At 59.8% G+C, this 17375-nt stretch carries 13 protein-coding genes; 3 read left to right on the forward strand and 10 right to left on the reverse strand.

The window, feature by feature from the left end:
* Window positions 1-145: 145 nt before the first annotated feature.
* Window positions 146-1186, reverse strand: a complete 1041-nt coding sequence (locus tag ED661_RS18130) for an FAD-binding oxidoreductase (protein WP_122075740.1) — start codon at window positions 1184-1186, stop codon at window positions 146-148.
* A gap of 60 nt (window positions 1187-1246) precedes the next feature.
* Between ED661_RS18130 and mnmD the strand changes: the two genes are divergently transcribed.
* The gene (gene mnmD / locus ED661_RS18135) at window positions 1247-1930 is read left to right on the forward strand and encodes a tRNA (5-methylaminomethyl-2-thiouridine)(34)-methyltransferase MnmD (protein WP_122075913.1); all 684 of its coding nucleotides are present in this window, start codon (window positions 1247-1249) and stop codon (window positions 1928-1930) included.
* Complete coding sequence (locus ED661_RS18140; RefSeq protein ID WP_122075742.1) at window positions 1927-2829, forward strand: DMT family transporter; 903 nt, start codon at window positions 1927-1929, stop codon at window positions 2827-2829. The genes mnmD and ED661_RS18140 overlap by 4 nt, the downstream gene beginning before the upstream one ends.
* On the opposite strand, the gene ED661_RS18145 is transcribed toward ED661_RS18140, so the two are convergent.
* A complete protein-coding gene (locus ED661_RS18145) occupies window positions 2794-4752 on the reverse strand; it encodes a lytic transglycosylase domain-containing protein (RefSeq protein ID WP_122075744.1) in 1959 nt (652 codons plus the stop codon). The two genes, ED661_RS18140 and ED661_RS18145, sit on opposite strands and share 36 nt — an antisense overlap.
* Window positions 4753-4891: 139 nt before the next feature.
* Here ED661_RS18145 and dapA point away from each other — a divergent pair, with 139 nt between their 5' ends.
* Window positions 4892-5764, forward strand: coding sequence for a 4-hydroxy-tetrahydrodipicolinate synthase (dapA, locus tag ED661_RS18150; RefSeq protein WP_122075746.1), 873 nt, complete (start codon window positions 4892-4894; stop codon window positions 5762-5764).
* A gap of 233 nt (window positions 5765-5997) precedes the next feature.
* On the opposite strand, the gene ED661_RS18155 is transcribed toward dapA, so the two are convergent.
* From ED661_RS18155 to ED661_RS18190, 8 genes are all read right to left on the reverse strand, one after another.
* Window positions 5998-6885 carry a DmsC/YnfH family molybdoenzyme membrane anchor subunit gene (locus ED661_RS18155; RefSeq protein ID WP_122075748.1) on the reverse strand — a complete coding sequence of 296 codons (888 nt, stop codon included), beginning with the start codon at window positions 6883-6885 and terminating at the stop codon, window positions 5998-6000.
* Window positions 6885-7703 carry a 4Fe-4S dicluster domain-containing protein gene (locus ED661_RS18160; protein WP_122075750.1) on the reverse strand — a complete coding sequence of 273 codons (819 nt, stop codon included), beginning with the start codon at window positions 7701-7703 and terminating at the stop codon, window positions 6885-6887. The genes ED661_RS18155 and ED661_RS18160 overlap by 1 nt, the downstream gene beginning before the upstream one ends.
* 91 nt (window positions 7704-7794) lie before the next feature.
* Window positions 7795-10635: a molybdopterin oxidoreductase family protein gene (locus tag ED661_RS18165; RefSeq protein ID WP_122075752.1), complete on the reverse strand. Its 2841-nt coding sequence runs from the start codon at window positions 10633-10635 to the stop codon at window positions 7795-7797.
* Window positions 10636-10675: 40 nt separating this feature from the next.
* On the reverse strand, window positions 10676-11674 hold the full coding sequence (locus tag ED661_RS18170; protein ID WP_122075915.1) for a YeiH family protein: 999 nt from the start codon (window positions 11672-11674) through the stop codon (window positions 10676-10678).
* Window positions 11675-11873: 199 nt separating this feature from the next.
* Window positions 11874-13031: an acetate/propionate family kinase gene (locus tag ED661_RS18175; RefSeq protein ID WP_122075754.1), complete on the reverse strand. Its 1158-nt coding sequence runs from the start codon at window positions 13029-13031 to the stop codon at window positions 11874-11876.
* Window positions 13028-13774, reverse strand: a complete 747-nt coding sequence (locus ED661_RS18180; RefSeq protein ID WP_122075756.1) for a TSUP family transporter — start codon at window positions 13772-13774, stop codon at window positions 13028-13030. The genes ED661_RS18175 and ED661_RS18180 overlap by 4 nt, the downstream gene beginning before the upstream one ends.
* A 5-nt stretch (window positions 13775-13779) precedes the next feature.
* Window positions 13780-15552: a sulfoacetaldehyde acetyltransferase gene (xsc, locus tag ED661_RS18185; RefSeq protein ID WP_122075758.1), complete on the reverse strand. Its 1773-nt coding sequence runs from the start codon at window positions 15550-15552 to the stop codon at window positions 13780-13782.
* A 235-nt stretch (window positions 15553-15787) separates the two neighbouring features.
* The gene (locus tag ED661_RS18190) at window positions 15788-17248 is read right to left on the reverse strand and encodes a PLP-dependent aminotransferase family protein (protein ID WP_122075760.1); all 1461 of its coding nucleotides are present in this window, start codon (window positions 17246-17248) and stop codon (window positions 15788-15790) included.
* Window positions 17249-17375 lie beyond the last annotated feature (127 nt).

Here is a 17375-nt window from a genome sequence, read left to right on the forward strand (position 1 = left end):
TCTCAAGACGCCTGCTCAAGTTTCAGAGAGCCACTTGCCGCGTAAAGGGTAAACCGCGCCTGCGCGCGGCGGCTGGCGCCGCCCTTGACCCGTCAAGAGGCAAGACAGAGAGGGTGGTCAGGGAGCGGGCGTCAGAGTTTTGGGCTCAGAGGTTATCTTCAACCCGGAACCCGGCAGGGATTTGGTCAATTTCATCGAGCAAGAGGTCCGCCATGACCTGGGAGACTTTGGGACCCATGCCAAAGCCGATTTTGAAGCCGCCATTGGCGATGAAATGCCCAGGGCGATCAGGCCAGGCGCCCAGCATTGGAGCGCGGCTTTTGGCACGGGGGCGGACACCGGCCCAGCGGGTGATCACCTCGGCCTCGCGCAGGGCTGGAACCGCTGAGGCTGCGCGCGTGATCACATCTTCCAACTGGCTGTCGGTCTGGTTTGGGTGCTCAAAGCTGCGTTCGCTGGTCGAGCCAATGGCAACAGTGCCATCGGCATGCGGAATGATATGCAGCCCATCGGCATAGAGTTGCGGCACCTCTCCGGCATCAAAGCGCAGAAGTGCGGCCTGCCCCTTGACGCCATTGCCCACAGATTTGGCAAGCCTGTCATTCAACTCCAGTAGCCCGGCATAGCCCTTGGCGTGCAGCACCCGACCTGAGTCGGGGGCATCCTCTGAGAGGGTCACACCCCTGCTGGCGAGGGCGGCGGTGAGAGCGGCGCAGGCCCGGCGAGGATGCATACGGCCGCTCAAGGTGTCGTGCACCACCAGCCCGGTGGCGCTGGGCGGGCACCAGGCGCCGAGCTCCGAGGCGGGGCGGACTTGCCACTGTGCATGGCCTTGCCAAAGGGCGCGGGCGGTGCCCTCGCGCTGATAGGCAAGCTCGACCGCGCGTGCATCCTGCAGGGGTTGCAGGCGCCCGGTGCGGCCATATCCGGCAGAGATACCTCCGGCGGCCTCTACCTCTGCCCAGAAGTGTGAGGCCATCAGCAGGCTTTCGAGTTGGAACTGCTTTTTCGGGTTCCAGTTTTCCGGCACATGCGGCGCCAGGGCACCAACCAGGCCGCCACTGGAGCCAGATCCGGCGCCGTAGGGATCCACCACCTGCACCCTGGCGCCGCGTTGGGCACAGGCCCAGGCGATGGAAAGACCAAAGATGCCCGCGCCACGTACGGTGATATCTGCCATTGTCATTTGCCAAGCCTTTCGCCAGTGTCGCGCCAGTTTTCCAAGCTTCATGTAGGGGATATTGCCATGGCAGACCAGCAGGCACAGCTCAGCTGGCGCGAAGATCGCATTCCGGTCTCGGATCAGTTTGATGATCCCTATTTCTCGATCCAGGACGGTTTGGCGGAAACTGCCCATGTTTTTCTCAACGGCAATGATCTGCCAACCCGGTTTGCGCCAGTGTTTCAGGTGGCAGAGCTGGGGTTTGGCACCGGGCTTAATATGTTGGCCACCTGGCGGGCCTGGGAAGAAAGCGGCCAGCAAACGGCGCTGCGCTTTACCAGTTTTGAGGCCTACCCAATGGCCCCTGCGGATATGGCAAAGGCCCTGGCGGCATTCCCTGAGATCCAGCCCTGGGCGGATCGGTTTCTTGCACAGTGGCAGGGCAGCGGTCTGTGCGATTTGGGGACACTGCAGCTGGAGGTGGTCACAGGCGACGCACGCCTGTCGCTGCCGGAGTGGACAGGCATGGCAGATGCCTGGTTTCTGGACGGGTTCTCTCCGGCGAAGAACCCCGAGCTGTGGCAGCAGGATCTGCTGCAGGCGGTTGCTGATCATACTGGCCCATGCGGGACAGCTGCCACCTATACGGCGGCGGGTTTTGTGCGGCGAGGGCTAGAGGATGCCGGGTTCACCGTGACGCGGGTTCCGGGATTTGGACGCAAAAGACATATGACCAGAGCGGTCAGGGCAGAGGTGACTTTGGAATGAACAAGGCAGTGGCAGGCGATACACCCCAGAGCAACAATGTGCCGATGGGCATTTTGCTGATGATCGGGGCGACGATTGTCTTTGCCCTGCAGGACGGGATTTCGCGTCATCTGGCCGGCACTTACAACACCTATATGGTGGTGATGGTGCGCTACTGGTTTTTTGCGGCTTTTGTGGTGTTCCTGGCGCTGCGTGCGCCGGGTGGCATCAAAGGGGTGGCCCGCACCAGTCAGCTGGGATTGCAGATCTTTCGAGGTGTCCTGCTGGTCGCCGAGATCTGCGTTGCTGTCTATGGCTTTACCCTGTTGGGACTGGTCGAAAGCCAAGCCGTGTTTATCTGTTACCCGCTACTGGTTGCGGCACTCAGCGGTCCGGTGCTGGGAGAAAGCGTTGGCTGGCGGCGCTGGGCGGCCATTGGCGTCGGTCTCATCGGGGTGTTGATCATTCTACAACCCGGTGCGGGCGTGTTTAATTCGGCTGCCCTGATCCCCTTTGCCTCGGCGTTGATGTTTGCCGTCTATGGCCTGGTCACCCGCTATGCGGCGCGGCGCGACAGCACTGCCACCAGCTTTTTCTGGACCGGTATCGCGGGCATGGTGTTTATGACCTCGATTGGCATCTGGTTCTGGGAACCCATGAGCCAGGGCGATTGGCTCTGGATGGCGCTGCTCTGTGTCTCTGGCGTCACCGGCCATTGGCTGCTGATCAAATGCTACGAGATGGCCGAGGCCAGCGCGGTGCAACCCTTTGCCTATTTCCACCTGATCTGGGCGGCCATTCTGGGCGTCAGCATTTTTGGCGAAGTGATCCGCCTGAATGTGGCCAGCGGTGCGGCCATCATCATTGCAGCCGGGCTCTTCACCCTATGGCGCGAAAGCCGCAAGGCTCGCGCCGGATAGCTCTTTTGAGAAGGGCACCGGAAGAGGTGCCTTGCCCAGCCGAGCGCGATAGGCTGGCAGGCTTTCGGTGACCCGCATCACATAGTTGCGGGTCTCGTTAAAGGGGATATGTTCGATCCAGTCGACGATATCCGGGCTGCCGCTGCGGGGATCGCCATATCGCTTCATCCAGGCTTCTGGCCGCCGCGGGCCAGCATTGTAGCCCGCCGCCATCATCACCACATTGCCGTTGAATTCTGCCGCCAGCCCAGCCAGATACTGGCTGCCCAGTTCTGCGTTATAGTCCCATTCTGCGGTCAGGCGGCCGGTGTTATGCTTGGCCAGAATGTCCAGCTCTTTGGCCACCAGTTTGGCGGTGCCAGGCATCAGTTGCATCAAGCCTCGTGCCCCGGCGTGGCTGACCACCACCGGGTCAAACTCGCTTTCGCGCCGGGCAATCGCCAGCGTCATCTCAGCGGCCATCGGCAGCTTTTGTTGGGCCACAGGGTGCAGCGGATAATAGGCGCCATGCAGTTCAACCCCGGCCTGGGCAGCACGTTTGGCAATCATTACCGCCAGATGCGGCTCTTTCATTTCAACAGCCATCTGGCCTATCTGCTGCGCTTCAATTGGCGACAGGCTCTCGACCTGATGGGTAAAGAACCGTTCCGCCAGCGTGAGGTCTCCTGCCTGTAACAAAAGCAAAGCGGCCTCAATCACCGAGGAGTCGAGAAAGCCAGCACTGCGCCAGGGCGGCAGCTGTGGCGGCGTGGCGAGAGCAGGGTCAAATTCCCGCCCCAGCGCCTCTGCTGCCAAAAGCCCATAAAAGGACGTCTGGAATTCCGCTGCCTTGGCATAGGCCGCATGCGCCTTGTCCACGTCGCCACGGGCCGCGTGGGCACGGCCCAGCCAGTAGCCGCCGCGCCCTACGGAAATGGGGGTCTCAATCGAGGCCAGAAACCGCTCAAAGTGATGCACAGCCAGCTCTGCATCGTTCAGTTTGCGCAGGGCGATATAGCCCGCCAGCCATTCACAATCGGAATAGCCATAGCCAACCTCTGTGGCAGAAAAATGATGCGCTGCCAGTTGATAGGCACGCTCATGCTTGCCGTCGCGCATCAACTGACGTGCCAGATCCCGGCGGCGGCGTAGCCATTTTTCTGGCTGTCCCAGCGCTTGCGCACTGGTGCTGCGATCCAACATCAGGGCGATGGCATCGTCCTGGCGTCTTTTGCCATCACGCCAGGCAAAGCGATCATAGGCCAGTCCGGGATCATCCTGCAGCTCTGCCGGAACCGCCTCAATCTTTGCGTCGACGCCCTTTGACTGTTTTTGCAGCGCAATACGGGCCTCCGCCAGCGCGCGTTCTCCCGCATCAACCAGAGGCAGCATTCGGGTCGCGCTGACATCATGGGACTCCCAGAGCAATTGGCTCAGGCGGGCGGCGTGATGCGGTTTCAGCAGCTGGGCGTGATCTGCCAGATAGGCCGCTTGGGTCTCTTCGCTCATTGGCATGTTTTGCCAGGCCCGGATCAGTTCTGCCGTGCCCAAGGCCTGCTCCCCCTTGGCAAAATAGGCACGCGCCAGGCTGGCCGCGCCCTCTGGGGTTTGCGGTGCTTGATTGGCAAAGAATGCGCGCACCCGTTTGTGGGATTTCTCAATGATCAGCTCTTCGGTGCGGCGCCGCAGATAGGGCAGGCCTGGCCAATCCGGACGCCGTGCCAAAAAGCCTTCAACATCCTCAGCCGTGCCTTCCTTGGCCCGCAACCGGTGCCACTCAATAATGTCCCGCGCGACTGATCCCGGCGCCCCGGCGGTTTGCAGAGCCTGCGACCAGTTCTCAGCGCGCACCTGCTCCAGGGCACGTTCCAGTGGGCGGGTTTGGGCCATTGCGACGGATCCAAGCATCAGGATCAGCGATAAGAAGAGCAGAATGCGTGTCATGGCTTGCTTTTATAGTGGATCCGGGGATAGAGGCATTGACGATAATTCGAGAATGGCTGGTATCAACACAAATTCCGGTCATGTCCACCATGAAGGCGGTCCTCCGCCTGTCAAGACCATCAGCTAAGGGAGCGCACCCATGTTTACAGGCTCTATGCCAGCCCTCGTCACCCCGTTTCAAAACGGCGCGTTGGATCTGGATGCGCTTAAACGCTTGGTCGAATGGCATATTGCCGAAGGTTCCAGCGCGCTGGTACCCGTTGGCACCACAGGTGAAAGCCCGACGCTTACCCATGATGAACACGAAGCAGTGATTGCCGAGGTGGTCAAAGCCGCTGCCGGTCGTGTGCCGGTGATTGCCGGGGCGGGGTCCAACAACACGGTCGAGACGATTCGGTTTGTAGAATTTGCCCAGAAGGTTGGTGCCGATGCCGCCTTGGTGGTGACCCCCTATTACAACAAACCAACACAACGTGGTTTGCTGGCACATTTCCAGGCGGCGCATGACTGCGCTGAGGTGCCAATCATCATCTATAACATCCCTGGTCGGTCGGTTGTCGATATGACGCCTGCAACCATGGGAGAATTGGCCAAATTGCCCCGTATCATTGGCGTCAAGGATGCTACCGGAGACATCGCCCGTGTCAGCCAACAGCGTGCCGCCTGTGGGGCCGATTTTGTCCAACTTTCCGGCGAAGACGCCACTGCACTGGGGTTCAATGCCCATGGCGGCGTGGGCTGCATCTCGGTCACCGCCAATGTGGCCCCAAGGCTCTGCGCTGAATTCCAGGTGGCAACCCTTGCCGGTGACTACGTCAAAGCGCTGGACTATCAGGATAAGCTGATGCCACTGCACGAGGCGATCTTTATCGAGCCAGGCCTGGTGGGCGCCAAATACGGCCTCAGCAAACTGGGTCTGTGCTCCGAAGAGATCCGCTCGCCCCTGACAGGCCTAGAAGACAGCACCAAAGCCGCCATCGACGCAGCGATGCAGCACGCGGGCCTTCTGTAAGATAGCAGCCGGCGTCAAAACGTGACTTCAAAGCCCCGCACCCGCTGCGGGGCTTTTTCTTTCCACTATCATCTTTCCCTAAATATTCCGGGGTGAATGCGCCAAAGGCGCAGAGGGGCTGGCCCCTCCTTTTTAAAGGGCCAGCCGTCAGTGCCCCTATCGCGTGCCGCTGACACAGACCTGAGATCAAATAGGCACCCCAAGGGGATGCCTTTGCTGTCTTGGTCGAGAGGTCAACGCTTGCCGTAATAGAGCCCGACAACATGTTCGGCCTGGGCAAAGAACAGCCAGCGCGAGACGGCGATCCCGGCCATATGGCTGAGCACCGCAAAGGCAGCCATCAGATGTTTGATCAGGCTGGATTCCACCGGTAGCACCAAGAAAACCACGGGCAGGGCAAAGCCCAGTAACAGCGCAATGGCGCGTAGTTTTTGCGCGTGTTTGCGACCCACTATATGCACAAATTCGCGCAGCAGATAATTGCTGCCGGTATGGGGCGGCTCAAAGGCCCGTACTGAACCCTCACCACCCAGGCCCGTTGCGGTCTGCATGGTGGTGCCCGAGGCCGCGAAGGCGCCGTCGCCTTTGGCCCAATAGGTCAGTTGTATCCCTCCTGCCGCCAGCAATAGCCAGATCGCCAGGCTCTCCTGCCCGGCTAGTAGGGCGCCCCCGGCAAGAGAGAAACTGAGGAACATCACTGGGGTAAGACCCATATTCCACCGCGGAATGGTTTTGAGCTGGGTGTAGATCATCGAGGTGGTAAAGACCGTGGCAAGGCTCAAACCCGCGCCCAAAAGCCCCAAAAGGCGCCAGTCCTGCTCCAGGAAAATGGCGCCGATGGCAAAAAGCCCCATCACCAGCAAAGCCGCCACAGCGCAGAGACCCTCACGGCTGAGCCAGCTGGTTCTCCATTGGCTGAAGGCCTTGATCGCCCGTTCGGGATGCCCGAGGTGAAAGGTCGAGGCCAGCAATCCGCCGACGGCCAGCGCATAGGCGATGGCGTAAAACACAAAGGCAACCCAGCCTGTGACGTCGGGATAACCTAGGCCAAGGAAGGCCAAGAGGCCAAAGCCAAGACCAGAAAGGGTAGTGAAGAGTATGACGGATGGTGCCGGATGCATCAGGCGCTCCCCCCAGAAGATTGACCGGAAGACGGGTCAGAAGAGTGACCAGGAAGTTTGTCGAGGGCCTTGTCGAGCCAGCCCAAGAAACCGCCAGGCGTCTCGGTGACCGGGGCCAGTAGCGGGGCCAGCACGTCGATCTCTTCTTCCAGCTTATCCTTGGGGCGGGGCGGCAGGTATTTGTTCACCGGCCTGGTGCCCATTTCGGGCATCAGATCCATACCGCCACGGTCCGCAACCAATTGGCTGACATCGCTGCTGGGATCGCCGAGATCGCCAAAGTGACGGGCGCCCGCAGGGCAGGTACGCACGCAGGAGGGCACACGGTCCACTTCGGGCAGGTTTTCATTGTAGATCCGATCTACGCAGAGCGTGCATTTTTTCATCACCCCTTCGGCCAGGTCCAGTTCCCGCGCGCCGTAGGGGCAGGACCAGGCGCAGAGGCCGCAACCGATACAGTCACTTTCATTGACCAGCACAATGCCATCCTCAACCCGTTTGTAGCTGGCGCCAGTGGGGCAGACGGTGACGCAGGGGGCATCTTCGCAGTGCAGGCAGGATTTGGGGAAATGGATCAATTGCGCTGCTGGATCGGGCTGGGTGGGTGTTGCAGCCGGCTGCACCTCAAAACTATGGACCCGGTTGAGGAAGGTGCCAGAAGGGTCGGCGCCATAGGCATCCTGATCTGAAAGCGGCGCGCCGTAGTTTTCGGTGTTCCAGCCTTTGCAGGAAATCACGCAGGCATGGCAGCCAACGCAGGTGTCCAGGTCGATGACCAGACCCATTTTCTTGGCGGTATTGGTGGGGAGTTCAGTCATCAGAACATACCTCCGCTCATTTTGACGTGCAGGACCGGGGCGCTGCCCCGGACCCCGGAATATTTTGGGAAAAGTGAAAGGAGGATCCTGATCATTTGCCCACCTTCCATGTCAAATCTTTGGGGCCGGTGCCAACGGGAGATTTGATGGGCTCCAGGATGGGTTGGCTTTCGGTGAAATCTTCCGGAGCACCTGCCTTTTCGATTTTAACTTTCAGATCAAACCAGGCGGCCTGACCGGTGATAGGATCGGAGTTGGCCCAGCGAAGCCCGTCGCCTTTGGGGGGCATCAACTCGTGGATCAGATGGTTGAGCAGAAAGCCTTTGGTGGCCTCGGGGGCGTCTTCCTGCAGGCCCCAGGTGCCTTTACGTTTGCCGATGGCGTTCCAGGTCCAGACGGTGTTGCCGTTGAGGGCTGCCATCTCCATCACCGGGACGGTGATTTCGCCGTGCGGTGAGGACACCCGGGCCCAGTCGCCATCCGCTAGGTTATGCTGGCGCATCAGTTTTGTGGGCAAGTAGAGCGGGTTGCGTCCGTGCAGCTGGCGCAGCCAGGCGTTTTGTGTCCCCCAGGAGTGATACATCGCCATGGGCCGCTGGGTCAGGGCGTTGACGGTGAAGCCCGCGTTGCCCTGCTGGTCGGTTTCATACCAGATCGGCAAGGGATCCATGGTGTCCTTGATGCGCTGGCGCAGATGGTCTGGGGGCTGGCGGTCGCCGTGGCCCTCGGCGGCCAGTTGGAATTTGCGCATCGGCTCGACATAGAGCTGGAACAGATAGGGCTGGGGGCTGTCGTAGAGGCCGAGGTCGACCGCCCAGTCCTGATAGGCGCGGTTCCAGGGTTTGAAGTAGCTGGCCTCTGCCGGGATATGTTCGACAAAGAAACCGCCGTTTTTGATGTATTTGTCCAGCTGCTCTGGGTTTGGCTCACCGCGCCCGGATTTGTCGCCATCAGGACCGCGGAAACCGGCGAGCGGGCCGATGCCGGGTTTGCGTTCATGGTTGACGATATAGTCGGCGTAGTCCTGCCATTTGGCACTGCCGTCCTCTGCGGTGAAACCCGGCAGTTTCATCTTGTTGGCCAGCTGCACCAAGACGGTTTGGAAACCGCGCACATCCCGGTCGGGTTCTATCACCGGCCAGCGGATGGCATCAGCGGCGCCATCGGCCTCGCAGATGGGGCGATCCAGCATCGAGATGCAATCGTGGCGCTCGAGATAGGTGGTGTCGGGCAGGATCAGATCCGCATAGGCGACCATTTCGGAGGAATAGGCATCGGAATAGATGATGCGCGGGATCTTGTAGTCGCCGCTTTCATCCTTGTCGGTCAGCATCTCGATGACACCACCGGTGTTCATCGAGGAGTTCCAGGACATATTGGCCATATACATGAACAATGTGTCGATCTTGTAGGGGTCGCCCGCATGGGCGTTGGAGATCACCATATGCATCAGCCCGTGGCTGGACATTGGGTTTTCCCAGGTAAAGGCCTTGTCGATGCGGGCCGGGCTCCCATCACTTTTTAGTGCCAGGTGTTCGGGGCCATGCACAAAGCCCAGGTGTGGTCCATCCAGGGGTTTGTTTGGCGTGACCCGGCAATGGGGCGCTGGGTGAGCCTCAACCGGTTTAGGGTAGGGGGGTTTGAAGCGGAAACCACCGGGGGCCTCCACCGTGCCGAGCAGGATCTGCAACACATGCAGGGCGCGGCAGGTCTGGAAGCCATTGGCATGGGCCGAGACGCCGCGCATGGCATGCATGGCAACGGGGCGACCGATCATTTTATCGTGTTTCTCGCCGCGGAAATCGGTCCATTCCTGGTCCAGTTCAAAGGCCTCATCAAAGGCAACGCGGGCCAGTTCTGCGGCGATCGCACGGATGCGTTTGGCGGGGATGCCACAGCGTTCTGCTACGGCTTCGGGGGCGTACTCGTCTTTAAGGTAGCGCTCGGCCATCAGCTGGAACACCGAGACATGGGTGACATCGCCCATCTTGAAGCTGCCACCAAGGTCGGGGCGTACGCCTTTCATATCAAAGGGGGCGAGCTTGCCGGTCTTGCGGTTGATCACCAGCGGGGTGCCGTGGTCATCGCGCAGGAACAGGCCCTTGTCTTGGGAATTGGGGTCCTGGTTCACCAATACCGGCGCATTGGTATAGCGGCTGAGGTAATCCAGATCGATCTTGCCAGCCTTCATCAGCTCATGCACCAGGGCGAGGATGAACAGCCCATCGGTGCCGGGGGTGATGCCAACCCAGTCATCGGCCACGGCGTTATAGCCGGAGCGGATTGGGTTGACACCAATCACCCGCGCGCCACGCGCCTTGATCTTGCCCAGGCCCATCTTGATCGGGTTGCTGTCGTGGTCTTCGGCGACGCCAAAGAGCATGAACAGCTTGGTGTGGTCCCAATCGGGCTGGCCGAACTCCCAGAAGGCACCGCCCATGGTATAGATGCCAGCCGTGGCCATATTGACCGAGCAAAAGCCACCATGCGCCGCATAGTTGCAAGTGCCAAAATTTTGCGCCCAAAAGCCGGTGAAGCTCTGGGATTGATCACGGCCAGTGAAAAACGCCAGTTTGGAAGGATCGTCCTTGCGAATAGGTTCCAGCCACCCGGCGGCAATCTCCAGCGCCTCGTCCCAGGAGATTTCCTCAAACTCGCCAGAGCCGCGCGGGCCGACTCGTTTTAGCGGCGCTTTCAGGCGCGAGGGTGCATTGACCTGCATAATCCCGGCAGAGCCTTTGGCGCAGAGCACACCCTTGTTGACGGGGTGGTCGCGGTTGCCTTCGATATAGGCGACCTCTTTTTTACCGTCCTCATTGGTCTTCATATGCACGTTGATGCCACAGCGGCATGCACACATGTAACAGGTGGTCTGACGGATCTCGTCGGATACCTTGGGGGATGTTTCCACCCGGGGTTGCTGGAACGTCATCTGGCCTCCCTTGTCTTTATCTGTCTGCTCTTATCGGATCTCAGGTCAGGACCGAGATTCCCGCCAGGATGAGCCCGGCAATGAACAGTGTTTCTACGATTATAAGGGCGATGGCCGCGCCTCCAACGGCCAGCACCTGTTTTAGATTGGTCTTCATGCCCACGGCGGCAATTGCCGTCAGCAGCAACCAGCGTGATGTCTGGCTGAGAAAATCGCTGATGAAGGCCGGAATCAACCCAAAGGAATTGAGCAGGGCCAATGCCAAAAAGGCGACCACAAAACCCGGCAGCAGCGGCGGGCGTGCGCCATCTTTCGGCAGCTCCGCAAAGGAGCGGATCATCAGCGAGGCGACCAGCACGATGGGCGCCAGCATGGCAACCCGCATCAGTTTTACCAGAGTGGCCGTATCACCGGTTTGTTCAGAGATGGAAAAGCCGGCGCCCACCACCTGGGCCACATCATGGATAGTACCGCCGAGGAAAACCCCCGCCTGGGTCGGGGTCAGCGCGAGGAACTTCACCAGAATGGGATAGGCAATCATGGCGATAGTCGATAGCACTGTGACGCCCATGACGGTAAAGATCAGCCGCTCTTCGGAGCGTTCATCGCGGGGCAGGATGGCGCTGATCGCCATGGCGGCTGATGCACCGCAGATTGCTACGGATCCGGCGGTGAGGAGGGCAAAACGCCACTTGTGACCAAAGAATCGCGCCACCAGCAAGCCAAAGCCAATGGTGGCAATAACGCCGCCCACCACCAAGGCAATGAGATCCCAGCCCAGCCCCATCATCAGCACCATTGAGACTCGCACGCCGAGGAAGGCGATCCCCAATCGCAGCAGGGACCGCGCCGAAAAGGCGATGCCGGGAACGGTCTTGCCCTCTTCACCAAGAAAGCTCACAGCGATGCCCAAAAGCAATGCCAGCAGCATCGCCGGTGTGGCGTAGTGCTCAGCCAGAAACTGGGCGGTGACCGCAACGATCACAGCGACCGCAATGCCGGGAAACAGCTCCTGCGATTTGGACTTTACCTTGGTCATCCAGGCGACCGGAGCCTCAGGCTTGGTCTGTGGCTGTGAAAGGGTCATGGTATTCCTTGTTCGTCGCGCCCGCACAAGCTAGGTCGGATACCGGGCTGTTGGCGAGAATTTTCTGGTTATGACGGCAATACCGGAATGATATTTCGATAATTGCGTCGTCTTGAACTGTCTCGGGCGTCTGTGGTCAGTCGATCCCTCGTCATGCACGGCCTCCTGCGATCAAGGTATTGGCATCCTTGGCGATCTGGCGCTCTTCCTCTGCCGGAACGATCCAGGCGGTTGTTTCTGCATTTGGCGATGTCAGGCAGGGGGCGTTTTCGAGGTTGCTATCAGGGTTGATGGTGCAGCCAAGCCAGGCAAAACCCTCCAGGATACGAGCGCGAATGCTGCGGGCGTTTTCGCCAATACCACCGGTAAAGACGATGGCATCGCAGCCGCCCAGGGCACCAATCATGCTATGCCCGTGGCGGATGGCCCAATAGCAGAAATGATCGATCGCAAACTGCGCTTCAGCTGTGCCTGCCTCTTCCAGGGCCCGCATATCCGATAGCCCACCAGACAGGCCCGCGAGGCCGGAGTGATGGTTCAAGAGCGCCTTGGTTTCAGTCAGGCCGAATTCTTCCACAAGCCGGAGGGTGGCATTGGGGTCCAGGGTGCCAACACGGGTGCCCATGGTCAGCCCCTCCAGTGGCGAATAGCCCATGGTTGTTGCCACCGACTGACCGTCCTTGATGGCGCAGATGGAGGCTCCGTTGCCGAGATGAAAAGCCAGCAGTCGCGATGGCAGCGGTGCGTCTGAAATCTCTGGTAGGCGATGGCAGAGCGAGGCGTAGGACAGCCCGTGAAACCCATAGCGACGTAGGCCCAGGGCTTCGGCCTGGGGCGGCAGGGCGTAACGGTTGGCGACCTCTGGGGCGGTGGCGTGAAATGCGGTGTCAAAACTGGCGTATTGCGGCAGATCCGGTGCCAGCTGCTCCAGGGCATCAATTGCCAACAGTGCATGAGGGTTGTGCAGCGGCGCCAGGGGCACACAGGCCTGGATCTCGGCCCGCACATCTGGCGTGATGCGCGCCGGCATTGTGAGGCCTGTGCCACCATGAACCACCCGATGCGCCAGCGCGCGCAGGTTATCCGGCCCGGCGCCTTTTTGGGTGAGCCGATCCAGCACAGCCGACAGCGCCTCTCCGTGGTCGGGCAGGTCCAGCGCTTCTTTTTGCGCGCCGATCCGCAGATGACCATGGCCACCTATGCCTTCGGCAACGCCGCTTATCCGCTCTTGCAGCTGGGCGTCAAAGACCGCAAATTTCACGGAAGAAGAACCGGTATTCAGCACCAGGATATCGGCAGGAGCGCTCATAGGGCCACCTTCAGGATGTTGAGAACGGAAAACAGGGTCAGCAGGACAACGATCACCCGGCGGAACTGTGCCTGAGAGGCCGCGGAAAACCGTAGACCTCCGGCCCAGATACCAAGCCCCAGAATGGGAAAGGCCAGCAAGACCCCGATCAGGGTCTCGCCTCCGGTCAGACCATTGGCATGCATCACCGGCAGGGCCATCAGATCAATGCCGGTCAAAAAGACTATCATGGTGGCGCGAAACACCGCGGGTGCAAGGGGCTGCGCGGTCAGAAAGGCCGCTGCAGGCAGACCGCCAACACCGGCGCTATTGACCATGCCAGAGAGGATGCCAACCGAGAGATTGCCTTTGAACCCAATGGGGCGGCGTAGCTGCCAGCCGCTGAGCAGCACGAGGCTGAGCAGCAGAATAACCGCAGAGATTGCCAGGCGGGCCTGATCTTCGCCAAGCCGGGCCATGAGGGTCACCGAGGGAATTGTAGCAATGGCCGCGCCAATCAGCAGGGGCCGGATGCGGGACCAGTCGATATGGGCGCGAATACCACGGGCCTGAAACAGGGTCATGGCGATTTCGCAGGAGAATATCACCGGGATCAGCGGCAGCGGATTGGTGGTCAGCGCTGCCAGGATAATAAAAATCGCGGAGAATCCAAAGCCGGAGTAGCCGCGTATATAGGCCGCCGCAAACAATGCGGCGGCCAGATATGCCCCTTGGCCTGCTGTCAGATCAAAGGGCAGATCCATCAGGCTCAGACCTGCTGTTCGCGCATGTCTGCGACGTCGATACCGGCGACCTCAACAGGCTTCTTCATCGCATCGCGACGGAAGGGCTCACCCAGTTCCTGGTTGATCATCGCCTCAATCAAGGTGGTGATACCGTTCTTCTGGTCCTCAACGGATTGCGCCAGTGCAGCTGTCAGCTCTTCCATGGTGCGGGCGACAACGCCTTTCAACCCACAGGCATTGGCGATGCCAGCATAGGAGACCTGCTGGTCCAGCTCGGTGCCAACAAAGTTGTCGTCAAACCACAGGGTGGAGTTACGCTTTTCCGCGCCCCACTGGTAGTTACGGAAAACGACCTGGGTCACTGCTGGCCACTCTTCGCGACCAATTGCGGTCAGCTCGGTCACCGCGATGCCAAAGGCGCCATCGCCGGAGAAGCCGACAACCGGCACATCTGGGCAACCGATCTTGGCGCCAACCACGGCTGGCAGGCCGTAGCCGCAGGGGCCAAAGAGGCCGGGAGCCAGATATTTGCGACTCTCATCAAAGGAGGGATAGGCATTGCCGATAGCGCAGTTGTTGCCGATGTCGGAGGAGATGATCGCATCCTTGGGCAGCGCCGACTGAATCGCACGCCAGGCCATACGGGGGCTCATCCACTCAGGTTTGTCGTCGCGGGCGCGTTCATTCCAGTTGGTGCCTGGATCGTCATCCTCGTGGTCCATCGACGACAGCTGCTGTGCCCAGGTGGATTTGGCGGTAGAGATCAGCGTCATGCGTTCGTCGCGGCCCTCGTCACCAGCGGAAGCCGAGAGCTTTTCGAGGATCGAGGCTGCAACCTTTTTGGCGTCGCCAACGATACCCACGGTGACCTTTTTGGTCAGACCAATGCGATCGGGGTTGATGTCGACCTGAATGATCTTGGCATCCATCGGCCAGTAATCAATGCCATAGCCGGGCAGGGTCGAGAAGGGGTTCAGACGCGAGCCAAGCGCCAGAACGACATCCGCCTTGGCGATCAGCTCCATTCCGGCCTTGGAACCGTTATAGCCCAAGGGACCTGCAAACAGCGGGTGCGAGCCGGGGAAGGCGTCATTGTGCTGATAGCCAACACAAACCGGAGCACCCAGGCGTTCAGCCAGCTCTTTGGAGGCCTCGATGCCGCCAGCCAGAACAACACCGGCACCGTTCAGGATGACGGGGAATTTGGCAGAGGAGAGCAGGTCTGCTGCTTCCTGCAGGGACGATTCTCCGCCGCCGGGGCGTTCAAATTCAACAATCTGGGGCAGCTCTATGTCGACAATCTGGGTAAACATGTCGCGCGGAATGTTCAGCTGCGCCGGAGCAGAGCAACGCTTGGCCTGCATGATCACCCGGCTCAGCACTTCGGCCACACGCGATGGATCGCGGACCTCTTCCTGATAGCAAACGCAGTCAGCAAACATGCGCATCTGCTCCATCTCCTGGAAGCCACCCTGACCAATGGTCTTGTTGGCGGCCTGCGGCGTAACCAGCAGCAGCGGCGTGTGGTTCCAATAGGCGGTTTTGACGGCGGTAACAAAGTTGGTGATGCCAGGGCCGTTCTGGGCAATCATCATCGACATTTTGCCGGTGGCACGGGTGTAGCCGTCTGCCATCATGCCGCCTGATCCCTCATGGGCGCAGTCCCAAAAGGTGATACCTGCTTTGGGGAAGATGTCAGAGATCGGCATCATCGCCGAGCCAATAATCCCAAAGGCATGCTGGATGCCATGCATTTGCAGAGTTTTTACAAAGGCTTCCTCGGTGGTCATTTTCATGGCGGGTGCTCCTGAGTGAGATGCATAGAGCCCCGGCCAGATACCGGGGATTAATACCGGTTTAGGCAGACAAAGCGCTGTCAGTTAGGGCCAGTTCCAAACGCGAATAGGGCCAAAAAGCAGAGGGCTCAGAGGAAAGTGAAATCTCCCCCTTATTCAAAGGGCCCCCACGGTTTCTGTCGTAACTCTGGTGGTCGTTGCTGAGATTGGAGCAGCTCAAAGGCAACTAGTTGGGTCACCCCTGCTTCAGAGCCTTTGCCAAGAACTCCATCCCCGGGGCGATGCGATTGGCAGAGATCGAGGAATAGCCCAGCCGGAAGTAGTTGTGTTGGCGATTCTGAGCCGAAAAGAACGGAGCGCCAGGTTCGACAATGACACTGTCGGGTTTGAGCCGTTCCGCAACCTGCGCCATGTCGACGCCTTCGGGCGCATGCATCCACAGGGATGATCCGCCATAGACGCCCCCCCCTGACACGGTGAGCCCATGTTCATTGATGGCCTCTTCGATGACATGGCGACGATCCTGCAGGACCTTGGCGGTGCGTCGGATCTGGGCATCGTAGTGGCCCAGCGACAGGAAATAGGCGACGGTGCGTTGCACATGGCCGGGGGGGTGGCGCAGCACATTGGCACGCAGGGCGCGGGCCTGGCGGATAAAGGCTTCGGAGCCGACAATGTAGCCCAGTCTCAATCCCGGAAACAGCGATTTGGAAAAGCTGCCAATATAAATCACACGGCCATCCGCATCGAGTGACTTTAGCGCCGGTGAAGGGGCGGTCATGAAAGACATCTCAAACTCGTAGTCATCTTCGACAATGACCGCATCGATGTCATGGGCGCGTTGCAGCAGTTCGCGGCGACGCGCCATCGGCATGGTTGCCGTGGTGGGGCTTTGATGGCTTGGGGTGCAGAAGATCACATCCGTGTCGTCAGAGATTTCCTGTGGCGGCAACCCGTCTTGATCCACCGGGATGCAATCGACCTGGCATCTGACATGGTGCAACTGATCCCGCAGGGTGTAATAGGTTGGGTCTTCAATGGTGGCTTTGCGGCCCCGGTTCAACAGCAGCTGACCGGCCAGCCAAAGTGCATTCTGGGCGCCAAGGGTAATCAGGATCTGTTCGGGGCGCGCAATGACCCCGCGCCGGGGCAGGGTATGGCGGGCGATATATTCGATCAGCAGTGGATCATCCTGGTCGAAATAGTCATCCGTCAGCGCGGCAAAATCCTTTTGTCCCAGGGCCCTCAATGAGCAGAGCCGCCAGTTTGCGTGATCAAACAGGGAGGGGTCGGCCTGTCCGTAGATAAAGGGGTAGCGATAGCTGCGCCAATCGCGGGCTTTGCGTGGCGTGTCGCCGCCGGTGAAGCTGCGCACCAGCATATGGTTCCAGTCCACCGCTTCCGTTGATTGAACTGGGGGGGTGTAGCTGGGCGGTACCGGAGCATTCTCTGACACATAATATCCTGAACGACCGCGCGAGGTCAGATAGTCATTCGCCAGCAGCTCGGTATAGGCCAGGGTCACGGTAATGCGGCTAATGCTGAGGTGCAGCGCCAGTTTTCGCGATGAGGGCAGTTTTTCCCCGACGCGAAACCGCCCCGAGAGAATGCCTTCGGCAATCATTTCCTGGATCTGAGCCTGCAGAGTGCCCTGGGCGTCCGGGTTCAGGAAGAATGTATCAACAGATATAGCCATGACAGGCACCTTAGGGTGGACATAAACCGGGTGCAATCTGGACTTACGACACCGTGAGGTGTTTTGGCGCCATATTTCGGGGCTTGCATAGAAATTAAAAAAACCATAAAACTAGTTTTATCGAATC

Source organism: Pseudophaeobacter sp. EL27 (assembly GCF_900313025.1).
Lineage (GTDB): Bacteria > Pseudomonadota > Alphaproteobacteria > Rhodobacterales > Rhodobacteraceae > Pseudophaeobacter.

What these genes read in the sequence shown, in the direction of transcription:
- ED661_RS18130 (WP_122075740.1), bottom strand. Translation starts at nt 1,186, where the DNA reads ATGACAATGGCAGATATCACCGTACGTGGCGCGGGCATCTTTGGTCTT.
- mnmD (WP_122075913.1), top strand. Translation starts at nt 1,247, where the DNA reads ATGGCAGACCAGCAGGCACAGCTCAGCTGGCGCGAAGATCGCATTCCG.
- ED661_RS18140 (WP_122075742.1), top strand. Translation starts at nt 1,927, where the DNA reads ATGAACAAGGCAGTGGCAGGCGATACACCCCAGAGCAACAATGTGCCG.
- ED661_RS18145 (WP_122075744.1), bottom strand. Translation starts at nt 4,752, where the DNA reads ATGACACGCATTCTGCTCTTCTTATCGCTGATCCTGATGCTTGGATCC.
- dapA (WP_122075746.1), top strand. Translation starts at nt 4,892, where the DNA reads ATGTTTACAGGCTCTATGCCAGCCCTCGTCACCCCGTTTCAAAACGGC.
- ED661_RS18155 (WP_122075748.1), bottom strand. Translation starts at nt 6,885, where the DNA reads ATGCATCCGGCACCATCCGTCATACTCTTCACTACCCTTTCTGGTCTT.
- ED661_RS18160 (WP_122075750.1), bottom strand. Translation starts at nt 7,703, where the DNA reads ATGACTGAACTCCCCACCAATACCGCCAAGAAAATGGGTCTGGTCATC.
- ED661_RS18165 (WP_122075752.1), bottom strand. Translation starts at nt 10,635, where the DNA reads ATGACGTTCCAGCAACCCCGGGTGGAAACATCCCCCAAGGTATCCGAC.
- ED661_RS18170 (WP_122075915.1), bottom strand. Translation starts at nt 11,674, where the DNA reads ATGACCAAGGTAAAGTCCAAATCGCAGGAGCTGTTTCCCGGCATTGCG.
- ED661_RS18175 (WP_122075754.1), bottom strand. Translation starts at nt 13,031, where the DNA reads ATGAGCGCTCCTGCCGATATCCTGGTGCTGAATACCGGTTCTTCTTCC.
- ED661_RS18180 (WP_122075756.1), bottom strand. Translation starts at nt 13,774, where the DNA reads ATGGATCTGCCCTTTGATCTGACAGCAGGCCAAGGGGCATATCTGGCC.
- xsc (WP_122075758.1), bottom strand. Translation starts at nt 15,552, where the DNA reads ATGAAAATGACCACCGAGGAAGCCTTTGTAAAAACTCTGCAAATGCAT.
- ED661_RS18190 (WP_122075760.1), bottom strand. Translation starts at nt 17,248, where the DNA reads ATGGCTATATCTGTTGATACATTCTTCCTGAACCCGGACGCCCAGGGC.